At 42.7% G+C, this 21,759-nt stretch carries 26 protein-coding genes; 4 read left to right on the top strand and 22 right to left on the bottom strand.

Annotated elements, in window-relative coordinates; all coding sequences use genetic code 11:
* The 8 genes from HMPREF2832_RS06645 to HMPREF2832_RS06620 all read right to left on the bottom strand — a co-directional run.
* On the bottom strand, positions 1-1,048 hold a 1,048-nt coding region (locus HMPREF2832_RS06645), incomplete at its 3' end, for a DUF389 domain-containing protein (protein ID WP_000126416.1).
* Positions 1,045-1,368, bottom strand: a complete 324-nt coding sequence (locus HMPREF2832_RS06640) for a potassium channel family protein (RefSeq protein ID WP_000825751.1) — start codon at positions 1,366-1,368, stop codon at positions 1,045-1,047. The genes HMPREF2832_RS06640 and HMPREF2832_RS06645, both read right to left, overlap by 4 nt.
* A complete protein-coding gene (locus HMPREF2832_RS06635; protein ID WP_000397555.1) occupies positions 1,365-1,724 on the bottom strand; it encodes a hypothetical protein in 360 nt (119 codons plus the stop codon). The genes HMPREF2832_RS06640 and HMPREF2832_RS06635 overlap by 4 nt, the downstream gene beginning before the upstream one ends.
* The gene (locus HMPREF2832_RS09895) at positions 1,649-1,951 is read right to left on the bottom strand and encodes a TMEM175 family protein (protein ID WP_006151097.1); all 303 of its coding nucleotides are present in this window, start codon (positions 1,949-1,951) and stop codon (positions 1,649-1,651) included. Before HMPREF2832_RS09895 ends, HMPREF2832_RS06635 begins: the two co-directional genes overlap by 76 nt.
* A gap of 569 nt (positions 1,952-2,520) precedes the next feature.
* Positions 2,521-2,841, bottom strand: coding sequence for a hypothetical protein (locus tag HMPREF2832_RS06630; RefSeq protein ID WP_070506104.1), 321 nt, complete (start codon positions 2,839-2,841; stop codon positions 2,521-2,523).
* Positions 2,842-2,874: 33 nt separating this feature from the next.
* Entirely contained in the window at positions 2,875-3,009 is a 135-nt protein-coding gene (locus tag HMPREF2832_RS10525) for a hypothetical protein (RefSeq protein ID WP_003004655.1), read from the bottom strand.
* Positions 3,010-3,054: 45 nt separating this feature from the next.
* Positions 3,055-3,393 carry a Cd(II)/Zn(II)-sensing metalloregulatory transcriptional regulator CadX gene (cadX, locus tag HMPREF2832_RS06625; RefSeq protein ID WP_003004755.1) on the bottom strand — a complete coding sequence of 113 codons (339 nt, stop codon included), beginning with the start codon at positions 3,391-3,393 and terminating at the stop codon, positions 3,055-3,057.
* An 11-nt stretch (positions 3,394-3,404) separates the two neighbouring features.
* Positions 3,405-4,019, bottom strand: a complete 615-nt coding sequence (locus HMPREF2832_RS06620; protein WP_315940637.1) for a CadD family cadmium resistance transporter — start codon at positions 4,017-4,019, stop codon at positions 3,405-3,407.
* Between the two features lie 28 nt (positions 4,020-4,047).
* Between HMPREF2832_RS06620 and HMPREF2832_RS10520 the strand changes: the two genes are divergently transcribed.
* Positions 4,048-4,233, top strand: a complete 186-nt coding sequence (locus HMPREF2832_RS10520) for a FanG protein (protein WP_083306326.1) — start codon at positions 4,048-4,050, stop codon at positions 4,231-4,233.
* Positions 4,234-4,840: 607 nt separating this feature from the next.
* Here HMPREF2832_RS10520 and HMPREF2832_RS06615 read toward each other — a convergent pair.
* From HMPREF2832_RS06615 to HMPREF2832_RS06605, 3 genes are all read right to left on the bottom strand, one after another.
* Positions 4,841-5,476 carry an SdpI family protein gene (locus HMPREF2832_RS06615; protein ID WP_070506101.1) on the bottom strand — a complete coding sequence of 212 codons (636 nt, stop codon included), beginning with the start codon at positions 5,474-5,476 and terminating at the stop codon, positions 4,841-4,843.
* Positions 5,463-5,744 carry an autorepressor SdpR family transcription factor gene (locus tag HMPREF2832_RS06610; RefSeq protein ID WP_003009465.1) on the bottom strand — a complete coding sequence of 94 codons (282 nt, stop codon included), beginning with the start codon at positions 5,742-5,744 and terminating at the stop codon, positions 5,463-5,465. Before HMPREF2832_RS06610 ends, HMPREF2832_RS06615 begins: the two co-directional genes overlap by 14 nt.
* Before the next feature lie 582 nt (positions 5,745-6,326).
* Positions 6,327-6,929, bottom strand: a complete 603-nt coding sequence (locus tag HMPREF2832_RS06605) for a hypothetical protein (RefSeq protein ID WP_013904431.1) — start codon at positions 6,927-6,929, stop codon at positions 6,327-6,329.
* Positions 6,930-7,140: 211 nt separating this feature from the next.
* Between HMPREF2832_RS06605 and HMPREF2832_RS06600 the strand changes: the two genes are divergently transcribed.
* Both HMPREF2832_RS06600 and HMPREF2832_RS06595 read left to right on the top strand, forming a co-directional pair.
* Complete coding sequence (locus tag HMPREF2832_RS06600; RefSeq protein ID WP_003015436.1) at positions 7,141-8,058, top strand: helix-turn-helix domain-containing protein; 918 nt, start codon at positions 7,141-7,143, stop codon at positions 8,056-8,058.
* Between the two features lie 345 nt (positions 8,059-8,403).
* Entirely contained in the window at positions 8,404-9,573 is a 1,170-nt protein-coding gene (locus HMPREF2832_RS06595; protein ID WP_049498125.1) for a CynX/NimT family MFS transporter, read from the top strand.
* A 99-nt stretch (positions 9,574-9,672) separates the two neighbouring features.
* Here HMPREF2832_RS06595 and HMPREF2832_RS06590 read toward each other — a convergent pair whose 3' ends face one another.
* The 11 genes from HMPREF2832_RS06590 to HMPREF2832_RS06540 all read right to left on the bottom strand — a co-directional run bounded on the left by HMPREF2832_RS06590 (position 9,673) and on the right by HMPREF2832_RS06540 (position 20,526).
* On the bottom strand, positions 9,673-10,821 hold the full coding sequence (locus HMPREF2832_RS06590; protein ID WP_049498126.1) for a M23 family metallopeptidase: 1,149 nt from the start codon (positions 10,819-10,821) through the stop codon (positions 9,673-9,675).
* 405 nt (positions 10,822-11,226) lie between these two features.
* Positions 11,227-11,850 carry a V-type ATP synthase subunit D gene (locus HMPREF2832_RS06585; protein WP_003009455.1) on the bottom strand — a complete coding sequence of 208 codons (624 nt, stop codon included), beginning with the start codon at positions 11,848-11,850 and terminating at the stop codon, positions 11,227-11,229.
* A 3-nt stretch (positions 11,851-11,853) separates the two neighbouring features.
* A complete protein-coding gene (locus HMPREF2832_RS06580; RefSeq protein WP_003002370.1) occupies positions 11,854-13,239 on the bottom strand; it encodes a V-type ATP synthase subunit B in 1,386 nt (461 codons plus the stop codon).
* Positions 13,226-15,016 (bottom strand): V-type ATP synthase subunit A, encoded by a 1,791-nt coding sequence (locus HMPREF2832_RS06575; protein ID WP_070506100.1) that lies wholly within the window; start codon positions 15,014-15,016, stop codon positions 13,226-13,228. Before HMPREF2832_RS06575 ends, HMPREF2832_RS06580 begins: the two co-directional genes overlap by 14 nt.
* Before the next feature lie 33 nt (positions 15,017-15,049).
* Positions 15,050-15,754: a GNAT family N-acetyltransferase gene (locus HMPREF2832_RS06570; protein ID WP_070506098.1), complete on the bottom strand. Its 705-nt coding sequence runs from the start codon at positions 15,752-15,754 to the stop codon at positions 15,050-15,052.
* Positions 15,751-16,071: a V-type ATP synthase subunit F gene (locus HMPREF2832_RS06565; protein WP_003009443.1), complete on the bottom strand. Its 321-nt coding sequence runs from the start codon at positions 16,069-16,071 to the stop codon at positions 15,751-15,753. Before HMPREF2832_RS06565 ends, HMPREF2832_RS06570 begins: the two co-directional genes overlap by 4 nt.
* Positions 16,052-17,071: a V-type ATPase subunit gene (locus HMPREF2832_RS06560; protein ID WP_070506097.1), complete on the bottom strand. Its 1,020-nt coding sequence runs from the start codon at positions 17,069-17,071 to the stop codon at positions 16,052-16,054. Before HMPREF2832_RS06560 ends, HMPREF2832_RS06565 begins: the two co-directional genes overlap by 20 nt.
* Positions 17,072-17,080: 9 nt before the next feature.
* Positions 17,081-17,671 carry a V-type ATP synthase subunit E family protein gene (locus HMPREF2832_RS06555; RefSeq protein WP_070506095.1) on the bottom strand — a complete coding sequence of 197 codons (591 nt, stop codon included), beginning with the start codon at positions 17,669-17,671 and terminating at the stop codon, positions 17,081-17,083.
* Positions 17,672-17,741: 70 nt separating this feature from the next.
* The gene (locus HMPREF2832_RS06550; RefSeq protein ID WP_003009435.1) at positions 17,742-18,221 is read right to left on the bottom strand and encodes a V-type ATP synthase subunit K; all 480 of its coding nucleotides are present in this window, start codon (positions 18,219-18,221) and stop codon (positions 17,742-17,744) included.
* 30 nt (positions 18,222-18,251) lie between these two features.
* On the bottom strand, positions 18,252-20,213 hold the full coding sequence (locus HMPREF2832_RS06545; RefSeq protein ID WP_070506094.1) for a V-type ATP synthase subunit I: 1,962 nt from the start codon (positions 20,211-20,213) through the stop codon (positions 18,252-18,254).
* Positions 20,203-20,526, bottom strand: coding sequence for a hypothetical protein (locus HMPREF2832_RS06540; protein ID WP_070506092.1), 324 nt, complete (start codon positions 20,524-20,526; stop codon positions 20,203-20,205). Before HMPREF2832_RS06540 ends, HMPREF2832_RS06545 begins: the two co-directional genes overlap by 11 nt.
* Positions 20,527-20,819: 293 nt before the next feature.
* Between HMPREF2832_RS06540 and HMPREF2832_RS06535 the strand changes: the two genes are divergently transcribed.
* Positions 20,820-21,659 (top strand): MurR/RpiR family transcriptional regulator, encoded by an 840-nt coding sequence (locus HMPREF2832_RS06535; protein ID WP_070506090.1) that lies wholly within the window; start codon positions 20,820-20,822, stop codon positions 21,657-21,659.
* Positions 21,660-21,759: the final 100 nt, after the last annotated feature.

The following is a 21,759-nucleotide window of genomic DNA, read 5'->3' as shown; positions in this document are numbered from 1 at the left end:
AATCCTTGTCTGCTTCATTTTCTTTTACGAGATCGTTTTGTGAATCTTTTTCAGAGAGTTTTTGATCAATATACTTGTCAATGTTTTCATAAAATTCCTTGGTCGCTTCACTATCTAATGTTGGCGAGTTCTGAACTTGATTCACTTTCAATTGAACAGATTGAATACCGTAAGAGGCTTGTTTTTGGTGGAGTGTTTCTAATTCTTCTTCTGAAATCGGATCTCCAACAACCGTCAAGACCAATTCATTGTTACTTGACTTGTAGACTTGATTAATAACCGTATAATTGGCGAACTCTTTTCCTACAAACTGTTTGATCCCTTCTTTGCGCGCTTGTTCTATTGTCAGAGTAACTGCCGAATAGCTAGCTGGAAGAATCAACAATACAATCAAAGATATCAAGCCAATTCTCATTTTAATGCTCAGCTCTTTAAATGAAGTTAAAGGAGATTTTCTCATCAAAATTCTTGTTCCAACAATGTTGGCTAGCATGATAAAGACACAGTTGATCAAGAAAAGATAGAGAGCCCCCAATAAAAATCGTACATTCCCATTAGCTAAACCATAGCCAGCAGTACAGATAGGCGGCATCAGAGCTGTAGCAATGGCTACTCCTGGCACGATATTGTTTGCTTCTTTTTTCCTTGAACCGATCACACCAGCAATCCCACCAGCAATAGCAATGAGGACATCCCAAATGGTTGGAGAGGTTCGTGCAATCAACTCGCTACTTGCATAAGACAAGGGAGAAATCCAGAAATACAGAGTCGAGACAAGCAAACTGACCAACACTTGAGTCAATAAAACCTCTAGAGATTGCTTGATTAAACGCGTATCAAAAATAGCTAAACCGAATCCCAGTCCAACAATCGGTGTCATGAGAGGTGAAATCAACATGGCTCCTATAATGACAGCTGTTGAATTCATATTTAGTCCGATAGAGGCAATAAAAATTGCACACATCAAAATCGCTGTATCTCTCAATCGAACATGAAGGTCATCGTATAATTTCTCACGGTATTCCCGTGTTGAATAATTGGCAGTCATTTGTCCTCTCCTCTTTCCTTATTTAAATTGGTATAATAATTAAAAATAACAGCTGATAAACAGCCAAAAAATATGAGCCCATAAATCGTCAAGAAGACACTGGTAATCCTTCCAATCAAGGTCACAGCTAGGAGATCCCCGTAGCCGACAGTCGTCGAAGTCACAAAAGCATACCAAAGACCGTCTCCGTAATTTGTGATAGCAGGTTCAACTAGGAAAAGCACGCCTCCTGACCCAAAAACAAAGGTCACAAAACTCAGAGCAAACCGAGTAAAACCCGTAACCTGCATAATATGCCATAACATTTTTAAACGTTTCATTTGTTCTCCTTATTCATACTAGCTCCTGACCGAGCCGTTTTTTTCCAATAATCAAAGTGAAGATAGGACATGATCTCCATCAGAGAAAGATAGACAAACTGATAGATCTGATTTAAGCTGATTATCAACTGATATTGTTTGAAAAATGACTGGAAGAAAGACCAGATATGACTGTCTTGAATCAGTCCCTTCTTAATATCAGACAGGATATTAGCTAAAGCTCCCAAGGACTGAAACGGTAAATCCTTGACATTTATATAGATCCGGTCCACCACATCATTCAGACTGGTATCTTGGATGGCATGAAATTCTCCAAAGAGAACTCCTGCCGCTCCAAGAGTAGAAACAAATTCCACCAAATAATTTCTGAGGAAATTTTCTCAACCTTTTCCCATAATGTGTTTAGTGCCATCCATAACGATCCCAACCAGAAAAAGGAAAGAAAACAAGCAAAGAAATTTTGCCGTAAATCCCAAAAAGCTTCAAGACTTGGTGTTGTTGGTTTTTCTAACTCTAAAACCAAGATGGTCATAATAATTGCTAGAACAGCATCTGTCAATACAATTAATCTGTCTTTCTTCATCGGATTGCATCCCCTTTCTTTTTTGTAACATTCTATCTTATCGCATAATATTGGATATTCTTTCATAATCCGACTACAAACAAAAATAAACCAAAAAGTATGTCCCTATTATACTATATTTAACTCTAGAAGTATTCATCCATCTAATTAATAAATATATCATATTTCACAATAAGTGAATACTATCAAAGATTCATCCCCTTTCACTTCATCATGTAGTGTTGCTTAGATTTATCAAAAACAACCAAATTTGTATTAATTTCAAGTATCACCTAGTTACAAAAATTTGGGGTGAACAGAAAAAGCATCCCGTATTTTTGATACGAAATGCTTTCAATAAGTTTAAATAAGTTTTAACGTTTACTAAATTGTGATGCTTTACGAGCTTTTTTCAAGCCTGGTTTGGAAAGTATGGATTTCAGTTGGACTAAAAACAGCGTAATATCAAGGATTTTCTGAACGAAATCTACTTATTCATTTCATAAAATTTGAATCAATATTGTTTTAATAGGGGAATAGTTTAGGTCTGTAAGCATTAAAATAATACACCTAACTTTGGTCACCGTTTTCTAGTTATTCACTCTTTTTTCAGATAGTGTTTTTAAAGTTATGATGTAAAATGCCGCAATCAAAACACTATACATCATAATCGGAGGATAGAGAATTAAGGATAGAATCAATCCCACTCCTTTAATTATTAGGTCAGGTATCAATAACTTTCTATATTGTGCGTTAGCTTCAAGTAATTCTTTCTGATCTATATTGGGTTTATCAATTACTTTATGTAAAAACCAGTTTGCTACCGTTGAAACAATAACGATCAGTCCATAAAAGAGCTGTGCCGTATGATTCATGAAATGACTACTAACTATTCCAGTAGCATAGGACATAAATGAAACAAAAAATAAAAGATACAAATCCTTTCAAATTCCTCCCTTTTCAACTTGGCTAACTTGACCTGCATTACCTAGGTCGCTTTGCTTTAAATTATACTTTTTTCTTAAACATTTGCTACGAGCAGGTCTTTCTTGTGAGTAATTTTCATCAAAAAATTTCATAGATAAGTCCTATATATAATCATGGAAAAGTAGTAAAAATAGTTGTTATCCTAGTTGATTAAAAAAATCTCTGATTTCCTCATCTTTTATAAAATAATATATAATTTTCCCCTCTCTTCTAGTATCCAAGATGTTTTGATTGGCTAGTTTACGAAGATGGTGAGAGGCAGATGCCATACTGAGATTTAGTAAACAGGCTATATCACAGACACAGAGTTCTTCAACAGCAAGGAGATAAAAGATGATATTTATCTGTTTATTATCGGTAAACTTTGATAAAATACGAAGTGATTTTTGGACTTTTTCCTTTTCAAGGTAGTTCGTTGCGGTTATAACATTTTGTTGATTTATAACATCCACTTGACAGATACTATCTTTTTTCATAATTTTTTCTCCTAGCCGAACACAGCCCTCAGCATGTCAAAGCTGTTGTTTTCAATCAGGATATACATCCCCAATCCTAAATAGACAACGGCAATAAACCATCTGCTATATTTTTCCAAAGTTTCTCCAACAGAAGGGACTTGTGCCAATTTTTGGGCAGAAAAAACCAAGAGATAAATCATGACTAGAAAAGTAAGTAAAGTCACTATCAAATTCGCTAAATTTAAGGTGGTAAAATATGGGACAAAGACACCAATATTGTCAGCGCCACAACTTGCAAAAGTAATCATAGCGACTAGAAAAATCAAGTTTTTATTGTCTTTTCGCAAACCATCTTTTGCAATAGCTTCTCCATCAGAATCTCCTAAAAGCAAAACTTTGAGGCCTAGGAAAATTGGAATCAAACCGAGTAAACCTAAAATCTCTTTACTAGGAATATAATTTAAGACAAATGCAAAAAGCAAACTTAGGAATATTAGACTAACAGAGCCTAGAAATTGTCCTAAATAGATGTTAATAATGTCCTTTCTGCTTTTTCTTTTGGCAAAAAATAACATTAGGATAATAAGTAAGTCTACGGCTGTCCCAGAATACAGGATTATTGAAGTAACAATATTTTGAATCATAAAACACCTCATTCAAATATATTTTTGAATGTATTTTAACATTAAACTTTGTAGATGTCAACTTCAGCTCCATCAAAATATAGATAAGAAGGTAGTGTCCCAAACATTAAAAAGCCCTGCCATCGAAATGATAGCAGGGCTTAACTTCAATATCCAGATGATATATTTATCTAAAAAAGGTAGAGTAAGAGGTAGAGTTTTTATTGATTTGTAGTGCGATATAATGAGTTTCCAAAAATCAAAAATCGCTTAAAATCAATATTTTGACATCTATTGACGTGTACTGAAACCCTTACTTAACCTCTGTAAGGATATAATTACGGTACCAGTATATCATAAATAAAAACTAAAAGTTTATGTACAATTGACTTAACAAGAGCTAAACCATTGATACAACTGAATTAGAAGCATAAAGTACATTCTTTAAAAAGTGTACTTTATTTTTGTTTTGTACATTATTTTAGGGGTGAATAAAGTACATTTTTTGATTGAGTAGCTTAGATGCGTAATGTACAAAAATAGTCCCTTTTAAACCCCTTGTAGGCCTAGAAACTTTGATTTAATCAATTTTTTGAATTTAGTAAAGTACATTTTTACTAAAATTCAGGTTTGAAAAATTTCCAGTTTTCACTTTTATAAAGTATAAAATTGACTATTTTCTTGATGAAAAAAATTTCCAGTTATCAGCGTATAACAAAATCTTGACTTTCCGAAAAATAAATATTTTCCTGAAAGTTTTAAATTTGAAACGATGAATAAGCAAAAACAACCGGAAAAGAAAACAGCTCCCGACTGGCTTCTTCTCTGGTTGTCTTTTCATACTAACGATTTTTCCGACTTAATTGATAAGAGTACATCACAGGGATTAACACAATGGCGAGGATGACCAGCACCAGTACATAAGAAAGCGCGAATTGAAGGCCTGCTTCCAGTAGGAGGATTAAGCCTCCGAGAACCCACAACTTCCCTGCCAAGCGATGGGTTTTGTGCCAGTTATCCTCACTCTGTAAGGTCCAAGGCAGACGGATTCCAACCGTGTGATTCACTTTTAGCTTAGGCATGTAATTGCCCATGATTACAAAGATGAGACCCAGCAGAACCGAAACAAAAACTGATGGATTGGTAGTAGATCCTAGCGCCTTGCTATAGATGAGATAGGAGGTACTTAAGGAAACGATTGGGGTCAACCAGTAAATCGCTCTGATCATTTTTTCATTCATAGCGCTATTCTTAGAATCGCGACCGATCATAAAGATCATAAACAGATGCACCATGAGATCGAAAATAGGAAGACCAAACACAACCAGGGGTTTCGATTGGAAGTTATTGGCCTGGCCAGCAAAATTGAAGTGAATCGGGATTTGGTTAGGCAATTGCGACCAAATCATCAGCCCCCAAAGTATGGGGAAAAGGATCACCATAGAGGTTAATATCAATAGTTTTTTATTCGTTTTCATCAGTAGAGTCTCCTTTCAAATCAACGAGCCAGACCATTAAATCCTCCAAGACAGAAGTATTGAGTTCATAGTAGATAAAATTCTTCTCTTTTTCCTCTCGAATTAAATCTGCCTGCTTGAGGAGGCTTAAATGATGGGAAATGGTCGCTCCTGCTACATCAAAGTGGCCAGCGATATCACCAGCAGATAATTTCCCCGCCTTTAGCAGTTCTAAGATACTTCTTCTTATCGGATTCGATAAAGCTTTAAATGTTTGCGCAAAATTCATTCTCTATCTCCTCTAATCTATTTAGATATCTTTCTAAATAGATTGTAAACCTTCCATATCATTTTGTCAACTCTATTTAGAAAAAAATCTAAATAGAGTCTGTTGTAAAAAAATTATCAGACCTAAGACCGATTCTTATAGACCGTGTCTTTTCTTAAGTTTTCTTTAAGAAATGAGCCTTATAATAAAACCATCAAATGAAGACCTCCTAACTTTGTTTGATAGAAAATCCTAAACTTTTTCATAATAATCTCCCTATAAGAGTCACCAAAATCGGTGGCTTTTTTCTACGTACCTTAGTGAACGTTAGTGAGCTTAGGTACATTGATGCAGTTCGAACGACAGTGAGAACTACGGTCCTTATAATACTTAATGAGGTGAACTCAGAGAGTTCAACCGAATTTAGAGATATTGATGCAGTTTGAGCGGAGCGAAAACTACGTTCCTTAATACGTTAGTGAACTTAGGTACATGGATGCCGTGCGGAACTACTTTTTACAGAACAACAAAATAACCTCCACGAGAGCTCTGATTTTTGATCTAGACTCTCGGGAGGTTTTTTCATCTTTTATCTTTTTGACATTACATATCTTTGTGGATGCGATAAGTATTGTAAGCAGTGACTACATTAGCAACGGCGCTGACCCTTGAGCTACGTGCGATATCGGCTTGTAGGGCATTGGCTTCTTCTTGCAGATTGACTTGGGTTTCATGGAATTGTTGCATTTCAAGCAGATTGTAGGCTTCTGGCAAGGTAGAGGCACGGCCTTCTGCGATTAAATTATATAGTCGGAAGAGGTCGTGGTAATTGTAAAATTTTTGTGGGAAACCTTGCATCCCTTGTTGGTAGGCTGGTTGGCTGATTTCCTGGTTATAAAGAGCCTGGGCATTGGCAAGAGCTTGCTTGGCTGGGGCTACAAATACAAAGTATTTGAAAGCAATCAGCCCGCCCATCAACCCGAGCATCAATAGAAAACCGTGCATGAGGTGACTTTGTTCTAAGAGAAAAATCGTAAAAGCAAAAAGAAGATTGAGGGCCAGTGTGACCGTGATTGGCCCATTGAGTCTCTTCGCTGCTTTATTTAAACGGTTTTGTTGCCGTTGAACTTCATCCCAAGCAACTGCTGCAGGGGCTGTTAGTACGCGCTTTTCATCTAATAGTTGTAAAATTTCTTGTGTCGTCATTGTAAATCTCCTTTTGTTATAAGCGTATCTTTTAGAATTGACCTTATTTTATCAAAAATCCTTCCCTAAAAAAGGGCCATGTAAACTATAGTTTCATTTTTCTTAAAAATCGAAGAATTTCTAGTTTTTTTGTCAAAAATTAAACTCTGAGTTTAACTCCAGCCTTTTTTGAGGTATACTAATGGTATGATAATTGAAAGGAAGTTCCCCTATGTCCTCATCTTCGCCATTTGGTCCAACATTTCGTAAGATTCGTGAAGCACGCGGTCTTTCTCTAAAAGAAGTCGCTGCAGACATTGTCTCTCCTCAGTTCCTCAGCCAATTTGAGCGTTCTCAAAAAGGAGTAACCATTGAGACCTTCTCTCGCCTCTTGCTGTCTATGGGGGTGGATTGGGACACCTTTTTGTCTCATTATCCTGGCTTAACCATTCAAAATTTCAGCCCCATTTTGATGAAGCACATCAATCAAGAAAACATGGATTTTCTGTCCATTATTGAGCGCTTAAAGCATGAAAAATCGCCTGTTGCAGAGGAGAACAAAGAGCTCTGGCAACTCTATTTGCGTTCGCTTGAAATCAATGTCAATAACGCGATGGGAAAAGAGATCCACCTGGAAGACGCACCTGTGTCGATTCAACGAATCGCTCAAGAAGTGCCTTTTGCCTATCAAAATGAAATTGAGCAAGACTTCACCATTGCCCTTTTATCTGTCTTGCCCTATGAAGTCGTCGCTAAGATTCGAAAGGAATCCTTGGAACTTTTTGAAAGCAGTTATTCTGCCTACTCTGCCAATGCATTGGCCTCTTTACTGTTAAATCTAGCTAACTATCTTATTAAAAAAGAACTCTACTTAGAAGCTCTGAATTTTCTTCAATCGATTAACCAGCTTCGCAAGCGCAAACCGATTTTAAACACCAGTATTTCCATGCAGTTAGAATTTATGCAGGTCTATGCCCTCCTTGGCTTAAATGACAAGGAAGGGGTTTACCGTGCCAAGCAAGTCTTAAAAGCCCTGGAAGGTTTGATTGCACTCGAAAATTTCGGAAGCCCGCTTGTTCAAATCAAAACAAAATTCATGTTGCGAGTCAACGAACTCAACAAAACCGGCATTGATTTCTTCAGCGAATAAAGACGTCTCAGACTTCAGACCGATTCTTTCGATCAGCGCCTTTTCTTAAGTTTTCTTTAAGCAAACCGCCTTATAATAAAACCATCAAATAAAGACCTCCTAACTTTGTTTGATAGAAAATCCTAAACTTTTTCATAATAATCTCCCTATAAGAGCCACCAAAACCGGTGGCTTTTTCTACGTACCTTAGTGAGTCAAGTCCAATAGGGGCGTAGACGAACTTAGGTACGTTGACGCAGTTCAAGCGAAACGAAAACTACGGTCCTTACCCTTCATTTGTACAAATAATCCAATTTATGCTCGATCTATGTTATAATGAAGAGAATTTTTGTCTGAGGAGGATTTATGAAAAAAACACATTCTATGCTATTCATCCCAGGCATCATTATGCTTGGGATTGTTTTACGAACACCATTTACTACGCTTCCGACGGTCTTGTCTGACATCGCTGCTGGTTTGGGGGTAGATGTGAGCTCTCTGGGGCTATTGACTAGCTTGCCACTTCTCACCTTTGCCATTTTCTCACCTTTTGCGATTCAATTTGCTAAAAAATTGGGGATTGAGCGCCTCTTTTTCCTAGTTTTGATCGCAATGACGATCGGATCTGCCATTCGGATTATCAATCTCCCCTTTCTCTATCTGGGAACCATCTTGATTGGAGCTGGCATCGCCTTTCTCAATGTGCTGCTTCCAAGCCTGATTCAGGCGAACAGGCCCCGCCAACTAGGCATTCTGACCACTTTGTACATCACTTCTATGGGGATGTCCACAGCGATCGCCTCTTCTGTGGCCGTTCCGATCACCAAAGCCACTTCTTGGCAAGGTTTGGTCAACATCTTGACAGCCTTGTGTGCTCTTGCTTTGGTCATCTGGATTCCTAACCTTCGCTACAACCACCATCTAAAAAAGACGGCTACTACGGAATCTAGTAGCAAGTGGTATACCAATAAATATGTCTGGGCTATCATGATTTTTGGAGGCTTGCAGTCACTGCTTTTCTACACAAGTATGACCTGGCTTCCGACCATGGCTGTTCAAGCTGGCCTTTCAAAGGTTGAATCTGGACTACTGGCCTCCGTCTTCACCCTGATCAGTCTCCCATTCTCCTTGACGATCCCAAGTTTAACGACACGGTTATCCGATCGCAATCGACACTTGATGCTTACGATTGTTGTCGGAGCAGGGATTCTGGGGGTAGCCATGCTCTTAATCCCGACCAGCAACTTCTTCTACTGGTTGATAATCAATGCCCTAATTGGAAGTTCCGTTAGTTCGCTCTTCCCTTACCTCATGGTCGCTTTCTCCATGAAATCCAGCACACCTGAAAAAACAGCTCAACTTTCTGGTCTTGCCCAAACAGGAGGCTACGTCTTTGCAGCCTTTGGGCCCATCCTCTTCGGCTACAGCAAATCCCTCTTCCACTCTTGGACACCAGCTGTCGTTTTATTATTGATATTAACCCTTATCATGGCATTTGCTCTCTATCAGGTAGAAAAAGTCGATAAAATATTATAATGAAGCTCTGGCTGGAAGTTTGTCTTCCGGCCTTTTTTCTGCCTACAAAAAAAGAACTAGGAGCTCGTCCTAGTTCAACGTTTCTGGATTGAATTTTATTTATTCGTAAAATGAGATATGTACGTGGTCATAGTGGTTTGCTGTATCTCCACCACGGTCAGGCATTTGGTTCCAAGTGTTAGCTGGTCCGTACATGTTATTTACTGGCATGTAGAATTGTTGTTTCCAGATAACATATGAGATACCTGCACGGTCCATGTTGTCAATCGCATACTGTGCAACTTGATCTCCAAGCTCTGAATTTGTTGGAACCATTACGTCCACTGCAAGTCCTTTACCATGATCGTCTGGATCCCCTTCACGGTAACCACCAATGTTTGTGATACCGAATTTCGCAGCGATTTCTTGACGGAAAGCTTCTGCTTGTGATTTAAGGTGTGGATCAGTTGGAATCGTATTTCCGCTCGTTGAGGTTTCTGCTACTGGTTGCACTTCAGGGGCAGCAGCAGTTTCTACTGCTGCAGGTTGTGCTGCCGGAGCTTCCTCTGCTGGAGCAACTGGTGTTTCTGCAGGAGCTGCTTCCGCAGCTGGTGTTGTTTCAGCAGGTGCTGCTGGGGCTGGAGCAGATTGAGGGGCAGCTGCTGCTTCTGGGTTTTGAGTTTCAACATTAACAGCTGGAGCACCGTAGTTCGGTGTTTCTGGAACAGCAGGTTGAGCTGGTGTTTCTGCTCCTGGGACAGCAACTACTGGAGCTTCTTGAGCTTCTGCTGCTGGAGCAACTGGAACTGCTTTGTTATCTTCATTGACTGGTTTAGACAAATCGTTGACAGCGACTGTTTGATCATCAACTGTCACTTGGTTTGTTGTCAAGTCAGCACTTGCAACGGTTGCATCTGTCGCACCTGCTTGAGGAGTTTGGATTTCAACTGAAGTTACTTCTTTTTGATCATTTACTGTTGTTTTCAAAACAGTACCTGGGTAGATCAAATCCATGTTGCTGATGTTGTTCAAGTTTGCCAACACATGAACATCGATTCCAAGTGCTTCTGCGATCGAACTCAATGTATCACCATATTTGATGGTATAAGTTTGTTGGTTTTCACCGCTTTGTTGGATATCATGTTTGATTTCATCTACTGAGCGAGCTACCCAATCTTCAAGTGTTTCTGCAGTGGCTTTTGTAAATGGAATCACTGCAAGAGCTACTGTTGAAGCGATCAAGGCTTTCGTATTAACTTTTAATTTCATCTTTTATCCTCTTTTTTCTTTGTTTTTTTGCTCAAGATTTTCTTGGACAAATGAACTACTATACTATAGTATCACAATTTAAAAATAATAAAAGGCCTTTTTGGCTATTTAACAAAACTGTATTTTTCTTGTAACATTTCGTCTTTCTTGTCACATTGTTACAAACTAGTAACATAAAAATAGGGTGCTGGAAGAAGAGTTCGAGGGCGCAAAAAAAGCCTCATCAAGGAGCGGTTCCTCGATGAGGTTCTTGTATTTTTTAAGCAATTGAACACGCCTACAACTCTTTGTATCTTATGAATTGAACACGCCCTAAATGCTGGGTGAAAAAGATAAATTCTCTTGTGAGCATCGCTCACTGCAAGAATTTCCTATTTTCACTCTGCATTTTACGGGCTTTGTATCTTATTTGACCTTCATGATTCTGACGAGGTTGGCGCGTTCGGCTTCTTCGAGTTTCATTTCGATATAATAGATAGTCTCTTTGAGGTCTGGGATGGTCGCATACTCGAGTCCGTTCACTCGACGGCGGGTTTTCTCGATTTCATCTGCCATGAGTTGACAGCTTTTTTCGATTTCCGCTAACTTGAGCAAATCAGGGAGTAGATCCCCCATTTCTTGGATGGTGCTATCCATTTGACTGTTGGAGGCGAGGTAGCTATAAACCACGTCCCCTTCATCCTCTCCGTAGGGGTTATCGATACGAGCATGGAGCTTGGGCACGCGCACACTCATGACATTTTCTTCCTCGATGTGTAGCATCACTTCTCGAGTGGGAACGGCAAAGATTTCTTCTACCATGAGGTCGCTCTCTAAGGACTTGGCCATCACGAAATCTTGCATATTGCCCACCAGCGCTGCCTCCACCTTTTGGCGCAGACGATTATTCTCACGCACAGCTTCAATAAAGCGACGCATGAGTTCATCCCGCTTATCCTTGAGCAACTTGTGCCCCCGGGTTGCTGTCTTGAGGCGCTCTTTGAGAATATTGAGCTCCATCCGAGTTGGTTTTACATTTAATCGTGCCATAGGCTAATCCTCTTTGTTTGGCAGATACTTGTCAATCATCTCATCCTTGATCCGTTTAAGCTCTGTTCGTGGAAGGATGGATAAGAGCTCCCAACCGAGATCCAAACTTTCCTCAATCGTCCGATTGGTGGTAAAGCCTTGGTTGATGTATTCTTGCTCAAAGCGGTCCGTAAATTTAACATAGAGCTTGTCGGTATCTGACAAGGCAGATTCCCCAAGCACTACAGCCAGTTCTTTGGCTTGTTTTCCTTGGGCGTAGGCTGCAAAGAGCTGGTTCATGGTCGCCGCATGGTCTTCCCGAGTCTTGCCTTCACCAGAACCCTTGTCCTTCAAACGAGAAAGGGATGGAAGAACATTGATCGGTGGGCGGTAACCACTATTATAGAGATCGCGGGACAGAATAATCTGACCTTCGGTGATGTAGCCTGTTAAGTCAGGGATGGGGTGGGTGATGTCATCTTCTGGCATGGAGAGGATCGGAATTTGGGTCACAGATCCTTTCTTTCCAACCAAGCGTCCTGCACGTTCGTAGAGGGTTGAGAGGTTAGTATAAAGGTAACCTGGATAGCCCCGACGACCTGGAACTTCCCGGCGGGCAGCAGATACTTCCCGAAGGGCTTCACAGTAGTTGGTCATGTCGGTCATGATAACCAAGACGTGCATATCTTTTTCATAAGCCAAATATTCTGCTGCGGTCAAGGCGATCCGAGGCGTGGCAATCCGCTCGATAGCTGGGTCGTTGGCTAGGTTGATAAAGAGGACAGAGCGGTCAATGGCTCCTGTCTCGCGAAGGTCGTTCATAAAGAACTCGGCTTCTTCAAAGGTAATCCCCATAGCCGCAAAGACCACAGCGAAGTTTTCTTCAGAATTAAGAACCGTCGCTTGACGAGCAATCTGAGCCGCCAACTCCTTGTGAGGAAGACCAGAACCTGAGAATACTGGGAGTTTTTGGCCCCGAACCAAGGTATTCAAATGGTCAATGGCTGAGATCCCTGTCTGGATAAATTCATCCGGATAGTCCCGCGAAACAGGGTTGATGGCTTGTCCATCAATGTCCAAGTACTTCTCTGGGATAATCTCTGGACCGCCATCGATGGGTTTGCCCATCCCGTTAAAGATGCGTCCGACCATGTCTTCAGACACAGGGAGTTCTAGGGGACGTCCAGTAAAGCGGACTTTGGCTTTTTCCAAGTTGATCCCGCTAGATCCTTCAAAGAGTTGGACCATAGCCTTGTCTTCTTGGACTTCGAGGACTTGTCCCTGACGGGTCGTTCCGTCATGAAGCTTGATTTCTACTAGTTCATTGTAGTGAACCCCTTCGACCTGATCGACAATCATCAAGGGGCCAACAACTTCGCTGACAGTACGGTATTCTTTAATTACGCTCATTGTCTACTCCTCCTTTTGCGACGATTTGGTGTAGGGTTTCTACGATTTCTTCTTTCAGGGCTTGAATGGTTGCCAACTGATCCTCATGGATGAACTTGCTCCGGGCAATACGGTCTCGAAGAGCTAGGGTTCCTTCCATGATTTCTGTGAAGTAAGCCCCTAATTCTAGTGCTTTTTGACTTTCTTGGTCAAAGGTCAAAATGTTGGTCAACAAGGCCACCTGCTTGCTGAAAGAGGTATAGGTATCGACCTCATCAAAGGCATTTTGTTGCAGGTAGTCTTCACGGATCATCTTGGCCGCATTCATGGTCAAGCGGTCTTTTTCAGATAAGGAATCTAGACCAACCAAGCGAACGATTTCTTGCAATTCACTTTCCTTTTGAAGCAAGTTCATAGCACGGGTCACTTTTTCAGACCAGCTGATTTGTTCATGTAAATCGATATAGCGACCAACTTCATCTTGGTAAAGGGAATACGAACTCAACCAGTTGATAGCTGGGAAGTGACGACGTTGGGCCAATTGAGCATCTAAGCCCCAGAAAACCTTAACGATCCGCAAGGTATTTTGCGTTACCGGCTCTGAAATATCTCCACCTGGAGGGGAAACGGCACCGATCGCCGTAATCGAACCTTCGCGCGCAGTAGTTCCAAGCGTCTTGACCCGACCGGCTCGCTCGTAGTATTCGGCGATCCGGCTACCAAGATAGGCTGGGTAACCTTCATCTCCGGGCATTTCTTCTAGACGACCAGACATTTCACGGAGGGCTTCAGCCCAGCGCGATGTCGAATCAGCCATGATGGCAACGGAATAGCCCATATCACGGAAGTATTCGGCAATAGTGATCCCTGTGTAGATAGAAGCTTCCCGCGCTGCTACTGGCATGTTCGAAGTATTGGCGATCAGAACAGTCCGTTGCATGATGGATTGGCCAGTTGTTGGATCGATCAATTCTGGAAATTCATTCAGAACGTCCGTCATTTCATTTCCACGTTCCCCACAACCGACATAAATCACGATGTCTACATTGGCAAACTTGGCCACCTGGTGTTGCACAACGGTTTTTCCAGCTCCGAAAGGACCAGGAACAGCTGCAGCTCCACCTTTCGTAACAGGGAAGAAGGTATCGATGACCCGTTGACCTGTGACCAAAGGCTCTACCGGAATCAGTTTTTGTGCAAAGGGACGGCCTCGACGAACCGGCCATTTTTGCATCAAGGTTCCGCTAAAGAGACTGCCATCTGCCTGCTCGATCTCATAAACCGGCTCTTCTACTGTGTAAGAACCTGCTGCGATCTTGGTCACACGTCCACTGACTCCAAATGGCACCATGATGCGGTGTTCCACCATATTGGTCTCCTGAACGGTACCGACGATGTCTCCTGCGACTACCTCAGTTCCTTCTGTTACACTTGGTTCGAAGGCCCATTTGGTGTCCCGATCGAGATTAGGAACTTGCACCCCACGAACGAGGAAGTCACTGGCGGTGACTTCTTGGAAACGTTCCAAGGGGCGTTGGATCCCATCAAACATCTGAGAGATCAAGCCTGGTCCCAATTCAACAGAAAGGGGGGCTCCGGTTGTTACCACTGGTTCTCCTGGACCAACTCCAGACGTTTCTTCGTATACTTGGATAGAGGCTTCGTCACGCCGCATCTCAATAATTTCGCCAATCAAACCAAGATCGCCGACCCGGCAAATGTCTTGGATATTGGCCTCCTGCATCCCTGATGCGACCACCAAGGGACCGGAAACTTTGATAATTTTTCCTTGAGTCATGTATTCCTCCTGGGAATCCTTTGTTTCTTTGTTTTACTTTTGTGCTATCTCTCTTAGAGCTTGCTTTTGTTGGCCATTGGCATCGAAATTGCTTGGATCCAACCAGGCTTCGAAGCGCTCTTTGATTGCTGGCCATTCTTGGTCAATGATAGACAACCAGTCTGTATCGCGGGTACGACCTTTATAAACAACAGCCTGACGGAAACAGCCTTCATAGGTGAACCCTAAGCGCTCAGCTGCTTTGCGAGATGCTTGGTTTAAGGCATCGCATTTCCACTCATAGCGGCGGTAGCCTAAATCTTCAAACACGTAGCGCGCTAATAGATACTGGGCTTCCGTAGCCATGCGTGTCTTTTGGAGCGCTGGTGAGTAGGTCACTGCTCCGACTTCGATCACCCGGTTGGCTTGATCGATCCGCATGAGAGAGAAAGTCCCCAAAGCCTTGCCTGAATCTTTGTCTACAATCGCATAGTAAAAGCGACCTTGGGCTGTCATAAGATCATCTAATAAGTGGTCCCACTCCTCTTCATTGCGGGCAGGGCCTTTGAACAGAAAGGTCCACATCGCTGCTGGAGAGTCCGGCCCGTAGACCTGATAAAGATCTGCTCCATGTTTTTCTTTTGAGAGGCGCTCGATCACAGTATAGCGACCTTCGATCCGCTCAATAGCTGGCAGACGCCCCGGTGTAAAATCCGGCAGTGCATCGCCAATCGCTTGGCCAAATTCATTTGTTCTCATAAAATATCCTGTCCTACTGCTTTTTCGACATTATCACGAATCCGCTGTTGGCCCAGTCCCGTAGTTCCTCTATGGGTCGGGATAAGGATCAGAGCCGGAGTCAGCTGCTGGTCGTAAAAAGCCACTGTATCTGGAATGGCCTGAGCAATATCCTCTGTCAGGTAGATAATCCCGAAGTTTTCCCGACTGAGTTTTCGCAAGGTATTGATCGCTTCTTGTGGCTCTGTGACCGGATAGGTTTGAAAGCCAATCAGGCGAAAAGGAAGGATGGCGTCCCGATTGCCCACAACGGCGATCTTATAGGTCTGTTTGTCCATAAATCGGTCTCATCCTTTCTTTGATGTCTGCTAGCGGAAAACCATTGTCCAAACCAGAGAGGACCAAACGAAGGTTGGTCACCTCTAACTCTTTTCCGTAAAGATAACGAACAAGAGGGAGGGGTCCATCAACTTCGAAACGGCCAGCGTCTAGAAGACTGAATTTCACCAAACTCTCTAAATACTCCAACTCTACGGTCTTTAGTTGACCGGTGCGCATCTTTTCTTCATAAGTCTCTAAAGCGAGATCGTACTCTAGCGGATTGACTTGATAAAACCAGGTCAACCACTGACCGGATTCTAGCAGGTCGATCACCTGATGGGCACTGAGGCTCCCTTCATCTGAGAGCAATTGGTGCATAAAGCTATGCGGTTTTTGCTGATCCAAGGCCCGCTTGACCGTAATCGCATTGTAAAAGTCAATGGTCACGTCCACCAACTGCTTCAGAATCGGATGATCTAGGCTGTCCCCTAAGTATCTCAGGTGTTTAAAATAAGCTAAGTCCATCCCAATTTCGAGGACTCGCAAGTCCTGATAGTCTTGGAATTCTTGCCAGGTTGCAGCCACTTCTTCCGCCATAAAGGCCGGACAATGCTCCGCAGAAAAGGTCGCCACCAAATGCTCGAGCACATCGAGAGAATAAGGACCGATAGGGATCAATAAGTGCCCCAACTTGCGCTCTGTCGCCTTGTGTTTTAGATAAACCTTGAGATTATGATAGGTGTACTTCAAAGTAAAAAGGCTAACCAGGTCTGACTGAGGGCTTACCTCAAAAGCCCATTGGTATTCTGCCAACAAGGCTGCCATCAGACGGGCTTCAAGGGCTGCTAAATCCTTGATCTCTTTGCTATCTAGAGCATAAGGCGTCCCTTGTAGCAAGCCTTCTCGACTCTCGCTGGAGGGACTTGCAAGCAACTGCTCGAACTGACTGGGACTGACAAAACTAGCCTCACGTACGCTGATTCCTGTATTGACTTGAGAATAGGTCCGTTCGCTCATTGCAACCTCCTAGTTCTCTTCATTTGTGAAAATGCTGGCTGCCATCTGGTAGCTTTCTTGCTCCCAAATGGAATCCACCAAATCACGGTAGAGATAGTTGTCATCAATCTTCCCAACCGACAAGACAAAACCTGCTTGAGCTGAGATCGTTGCATCTGCAACTGTCACATTCTGATGCGTCTGCTTCAATCTCTCGAGAGCTGCTGAATCAAATTTAGCAGCGCTCACCGCACCGAAGGTCAGGGTCACAACTTGTCCCTGATAGCGATCTAAGACCGCATCTACAAACTGCATTTCCTTTTCAAGGGGCCAAGCCACCATTGCTTCATAAGCATCCGCAAAGAGATCCTTTAAGACTCGTTGCTTGGTGACAAGGGTTGATTGGCGTTTTTTATTTTCGATTTGTTGGGTTTCACGTTGCAATTGACGTTGAATCCGCTTGAGCTGCTCGGAGCGTTGATTGAGTTTATCTTGGATCAAACGCTCTTCTTGCGCAGTCTCTTCTTTTAGGATGGTTTCCTTGGCCTCTTCTAAGAGTTTACGCCCTTTTTCGTGGGCTTGGGCCAAGATCGAATCCTTTAATTGGGTTTGTTCATCCATATCGTTTTTTCTCCTATTGCATGCGTCTTGTGTTTTTCGCCTCGTAAGGCGAATCCATCAAAGCTAGGTCTTAGCCGACGCGTAGGGTCAATAGGAAGGACACAACGAAGGCCAAGATGGCGTAGGTTTCAACCATGGCCGCAAGGATAACCCCTTTCATCATGTCTTCAGGGCGTTTGGCCAAGATTTGCATCCCTGCTGTCGCAACATTTCCTTGGTGTTTGGCTGAGAAATAACCAACGATCGCAACTGGAAGAGCTGTAAAGAAGTAAGCGACCCCTGTTTCAAGTGGCATATCTGGCTTAATTTGCAACCAGATCAAGATCCCGATAACGAAACCGTACAAACCTTGTGTACCTGGCAACAATTGCAAAATCAAGGCTTGGGCAAATTTTTCAGGTTGTTCTTTCAAGAGCGCTGCTGCTGCTTGACCCGTTTTACCAACCCCAAGGGCAGATCCCATTCCACTAAGTGCAACGGCGATCGCCACACCAAATGCTGCAAAGAAGGCGCCCCCATGGGCTGAAAAATATGATGCTAAAGATTCCATGAATATACTCCTATTTATTAAAGATAATACTTATTTTTTTGTTTTAATATAGCGTTCAGAAGGTTTGAGAGGACGAAATGGCTTGCCTCCTCCTTCGTAGAACTTACCAAAGAACTCCACAAAGATCAAACGGGCTCCATGCACATATCCTGACAAGAAGGACAGGAACATATTAATGGCATGTAGGACGATAAAGAGCACAAGCCCTACCGTAAACCGTCCAAGCGGTGGAAAGAGATTGACAATGAGGTTAAAAGCTGAACCGATACTGGCTCCAGATAAGCCCAAGGCCATCAAACGAGTGAAGCTGACCAAGTCTCCGACATAGCCACTAACATTGTAGAGGTTAAAGAGACCAGAGGCTAGACCGGATAGCTTCTTGGCACTGACAATGGAAACAATCAATATCCCAATGGCATTCAAAATAGCTAACCACTTGCCAACCGGAACTAAAATGCTCATTCCTGGCAAGATATTGCCTACTGCTAGAAGCATTAAACCAAGTAGGATCAAGACCCAAGCAAAGCCAGCATTATAGGCTTCCGTGTAGTCTTTGAGGCGAATATTTTTCATCCCCCCTAGGAACAGTCCAACTAAGACAGTGACAAAACCAAAGACCACTGAGAGGATCAGGATGGTCATGGCGTTACTGGTCGTACTGATCAGGGCAAAAGGCATCTCAAATCCAAAGAAAGAGCCATAGACCACACCCCAAAGGGCAACTGAAACCCCGAGGAGACTGAAGAAACGAAGGTTCTTGGCTGTAGCAGGCTTGAGCTTGAAGGCTTTAAGGGCAAAGCCTGTCGCTACCGTTAGCAACAGTCCATAACCGATATCTGCGACCATCATGCCAAAGAAAACAAAGTAGAAGAGAGAAACGATTGGTGTCGGATCTTTCTCGTAATACTTAGGCAGGGCGTACATCTCTGTGACTAATTCAAAGGGCTCTACCAAGGCATTATTTCGCAACTGGATCGGAACGTCATCCCAATCTTTTTCCGTCACATCGCGTGTCTCTAGTAAGACCCGAGAACCAAAACCTTCTTGCAAGAAGTCTCGCAATGAGGCCACTTGGGAGGTTTCAATCCAACCCTCTAGAGCTACCAAGCTTTGCGTGCTGGCAAGAAGCGACTTGGCTTCCTCACGAGCTCCCGAACTCAGCAAGTAATCCATCTGGTACTTGAGCTGGTCCAGCTCCTTCTGGGAGTTTTGTAACTCGGCTAGGGTTGCTGCAACTACAGCTTCTTGCTCTTTGATTTCCCCTTCTAGGCGATCCAAGTAAGCGGCTGGGACTTGCTCTTCTTCATAGTCCAATTCTTTGAACCCATGGTCTTCCAGAAGCTCCTGAACAGCTACACGGTCTCCCGAACGATACAAGATGACATAGCCGTGTTCAGTCTCAGACGTAAAGACTTCTTCTAACTCCAGCTCTGGATGAGCTTTTAAGGAAGAACGAACAGCGTCTGTATCGCTATTTGGGATGGTCCCGATCAAGCCATGCACATAGTGAAAAGTAGCGAGGGCAGCTGGCGTCACCTCTAACGGTCGCCATTTTTCTAAGCGCTCTATCTCACCCTTTGCATCCGCAATCTTCTGGCGAGCCTTGTCTAACACGCGCAATTGGCGTTTCAACTTGGTCAATAGAAGATCCTCATCTCGAATCATCCCGTGGGCCTGCAAGTCATCAAAAGACAAGCTTAAGGGTTCTTCCTTCAGAGCTTGCAGGGCCTTCTTCTCAGGCATGTAGGGCTCCAGAGTCTGAATCATTTTTTCAACTTGTTCTTGACGTTTTTGCAGCTCTACCAAGGCTTGACGATTGTCCTCTGTCAAGGGTTGAGACAAGGTATTTGCCTCAAAGGCAGCCTGCCATTCTTCATGCTCACTTAGGTCATAAATCTGGATTTTCGCCTCAGACTGCAGCGCTAGTAGGAGACTGTCCAAGTCATCTTTGGGCAAGATGAGGGACAGTTTTTGCATCTGACTAACGGCCATAGCTTGCTACCACCTTTTCTACAATGGCTTCAACTAACCCAGCTCGCTTATCGGTCATCGCTTGCTGTACTTTGGCATCATTGCGCGCAACCGTTTCTTCCAGATCTTTCGTTAAACGGACGAGTTTTTCCTGGGCATTTTTTTCTGCCTCTGTGACCAATTGCTTGATTTCCTCATCGTAATGCTGTGCCACTGTTGCAAGGCGATCGCGTGAATCCGTTCGGATTTGTTCGACTTGAGCTTCATAGCCTACGATCACGCCTTGAGCAGCTTGCTCGATCTCTTGCATCATCTCGAGTGTTGCATTCGACATCGTCACACCTCCTTATTCAACTATTGTTCTTCCAACAACAGTACAATTATCTTAAATTATACCACAATTCATATCGTTTGTTCAGGCCCAACCGGGAATTTTCAGAAAATTGTGGACAACCAATAAGAGCTTAGTTTCAAGTTTGGTAGCGCTCTCTTCTTTTCTCATATCCTGTTCCTAGTTTCAGTATTTCTTGATTTCTTTTACTTGAATAAAGCGGTTACCCATGTTATAATGTGTAATATATTATAGGAGTATCCTGTTATTTCATCTCGTGAGAAAGGAGGATTGCTGTGAAACAAGATCAAGATTTACGCGACATTATCGCCAGCCATGAAGCTGAGTTAACGGATATGGAACGCGACATTGCCCAATATTTTTTATCGTCAGAAGCAAGACAGCACTCCCTGTCCTCTTCTCGTGTAACGGAGTTACTCCACGTCTCAAAGGCAGCTTTAACACGTTTCTCTCAAAAATGTGGCTTTTCCGGCTATCGGGAGTTTGTCTATCATTTTAATGAGGAAACAAAGAATCAAAAACAAGTGCAAGAACATGACGAACTCACTCTCAGCGTCTTGCAACGCTACCACCATATCAGCAACGTCACTGAAAGTCTGGTAAAAGATTCCCAATTGCATCGAATAGCTGAGCTGATCAATCAAGCGGACCGAGTCTATTTCTTCGGGATTGGTAGTTCCGGTTTAGTCGCTCGAGAAATGAAATTGCGCTTTATGCGACTAGGCGTTGTTTGTGAAGCTCTGACTGATCAAGACGGCTTTGCTTGGACGACCAGTATTCTCGATTCCTCTTGTTTAGTCATCGGTTTCTCATTGTCAGGAGGCACCAACTCCATTACAGACAGTCTCCTGGACGCCAAAGAAAAAGGGGCTAAAACGATTCTTGTGACCGCTAACCCGGCTGCCATCCACCAAGGATTCACAGAAGTGTTACCGGCCGCACCTCTTCCTAGTAGTACCTATATCGATCGAATTTCTGCTATTTTACCACTCCTCATTGTGGTCGATTTGATCTATGCTCATTTCCTTAATAAAAGCCGAGAACAAAAGGAAATTGTCTTTAATAGCTACTGGGAAAACAAAAAACTTTCTAGTCAACGTTCTCGAAAATCTTAATATGGTCTCCCTATTTAAAAAGCATGAAAGATCGGGTTTTCTTCATCTTTCATGCTTTTTTTGATGAATCATGACCACCCGTCAAACGGGTGGTTTGTAC

Origin of the sequence: Streptococcus sp. HMSC073D05 (assembly GCF_001812015.1) — a bacterium.
Taxonomy (GTDB): Bacteria; Bacillota; Bacilli; order Lactobacillales; family Streptococcaceae; genus Streptococcus; species Streptococcus parasanguinis_D.
Note: the sequence above shows the minus strand (reverse complement) of the source record. Positions and strands in the feature narration are given on the sequence as shown.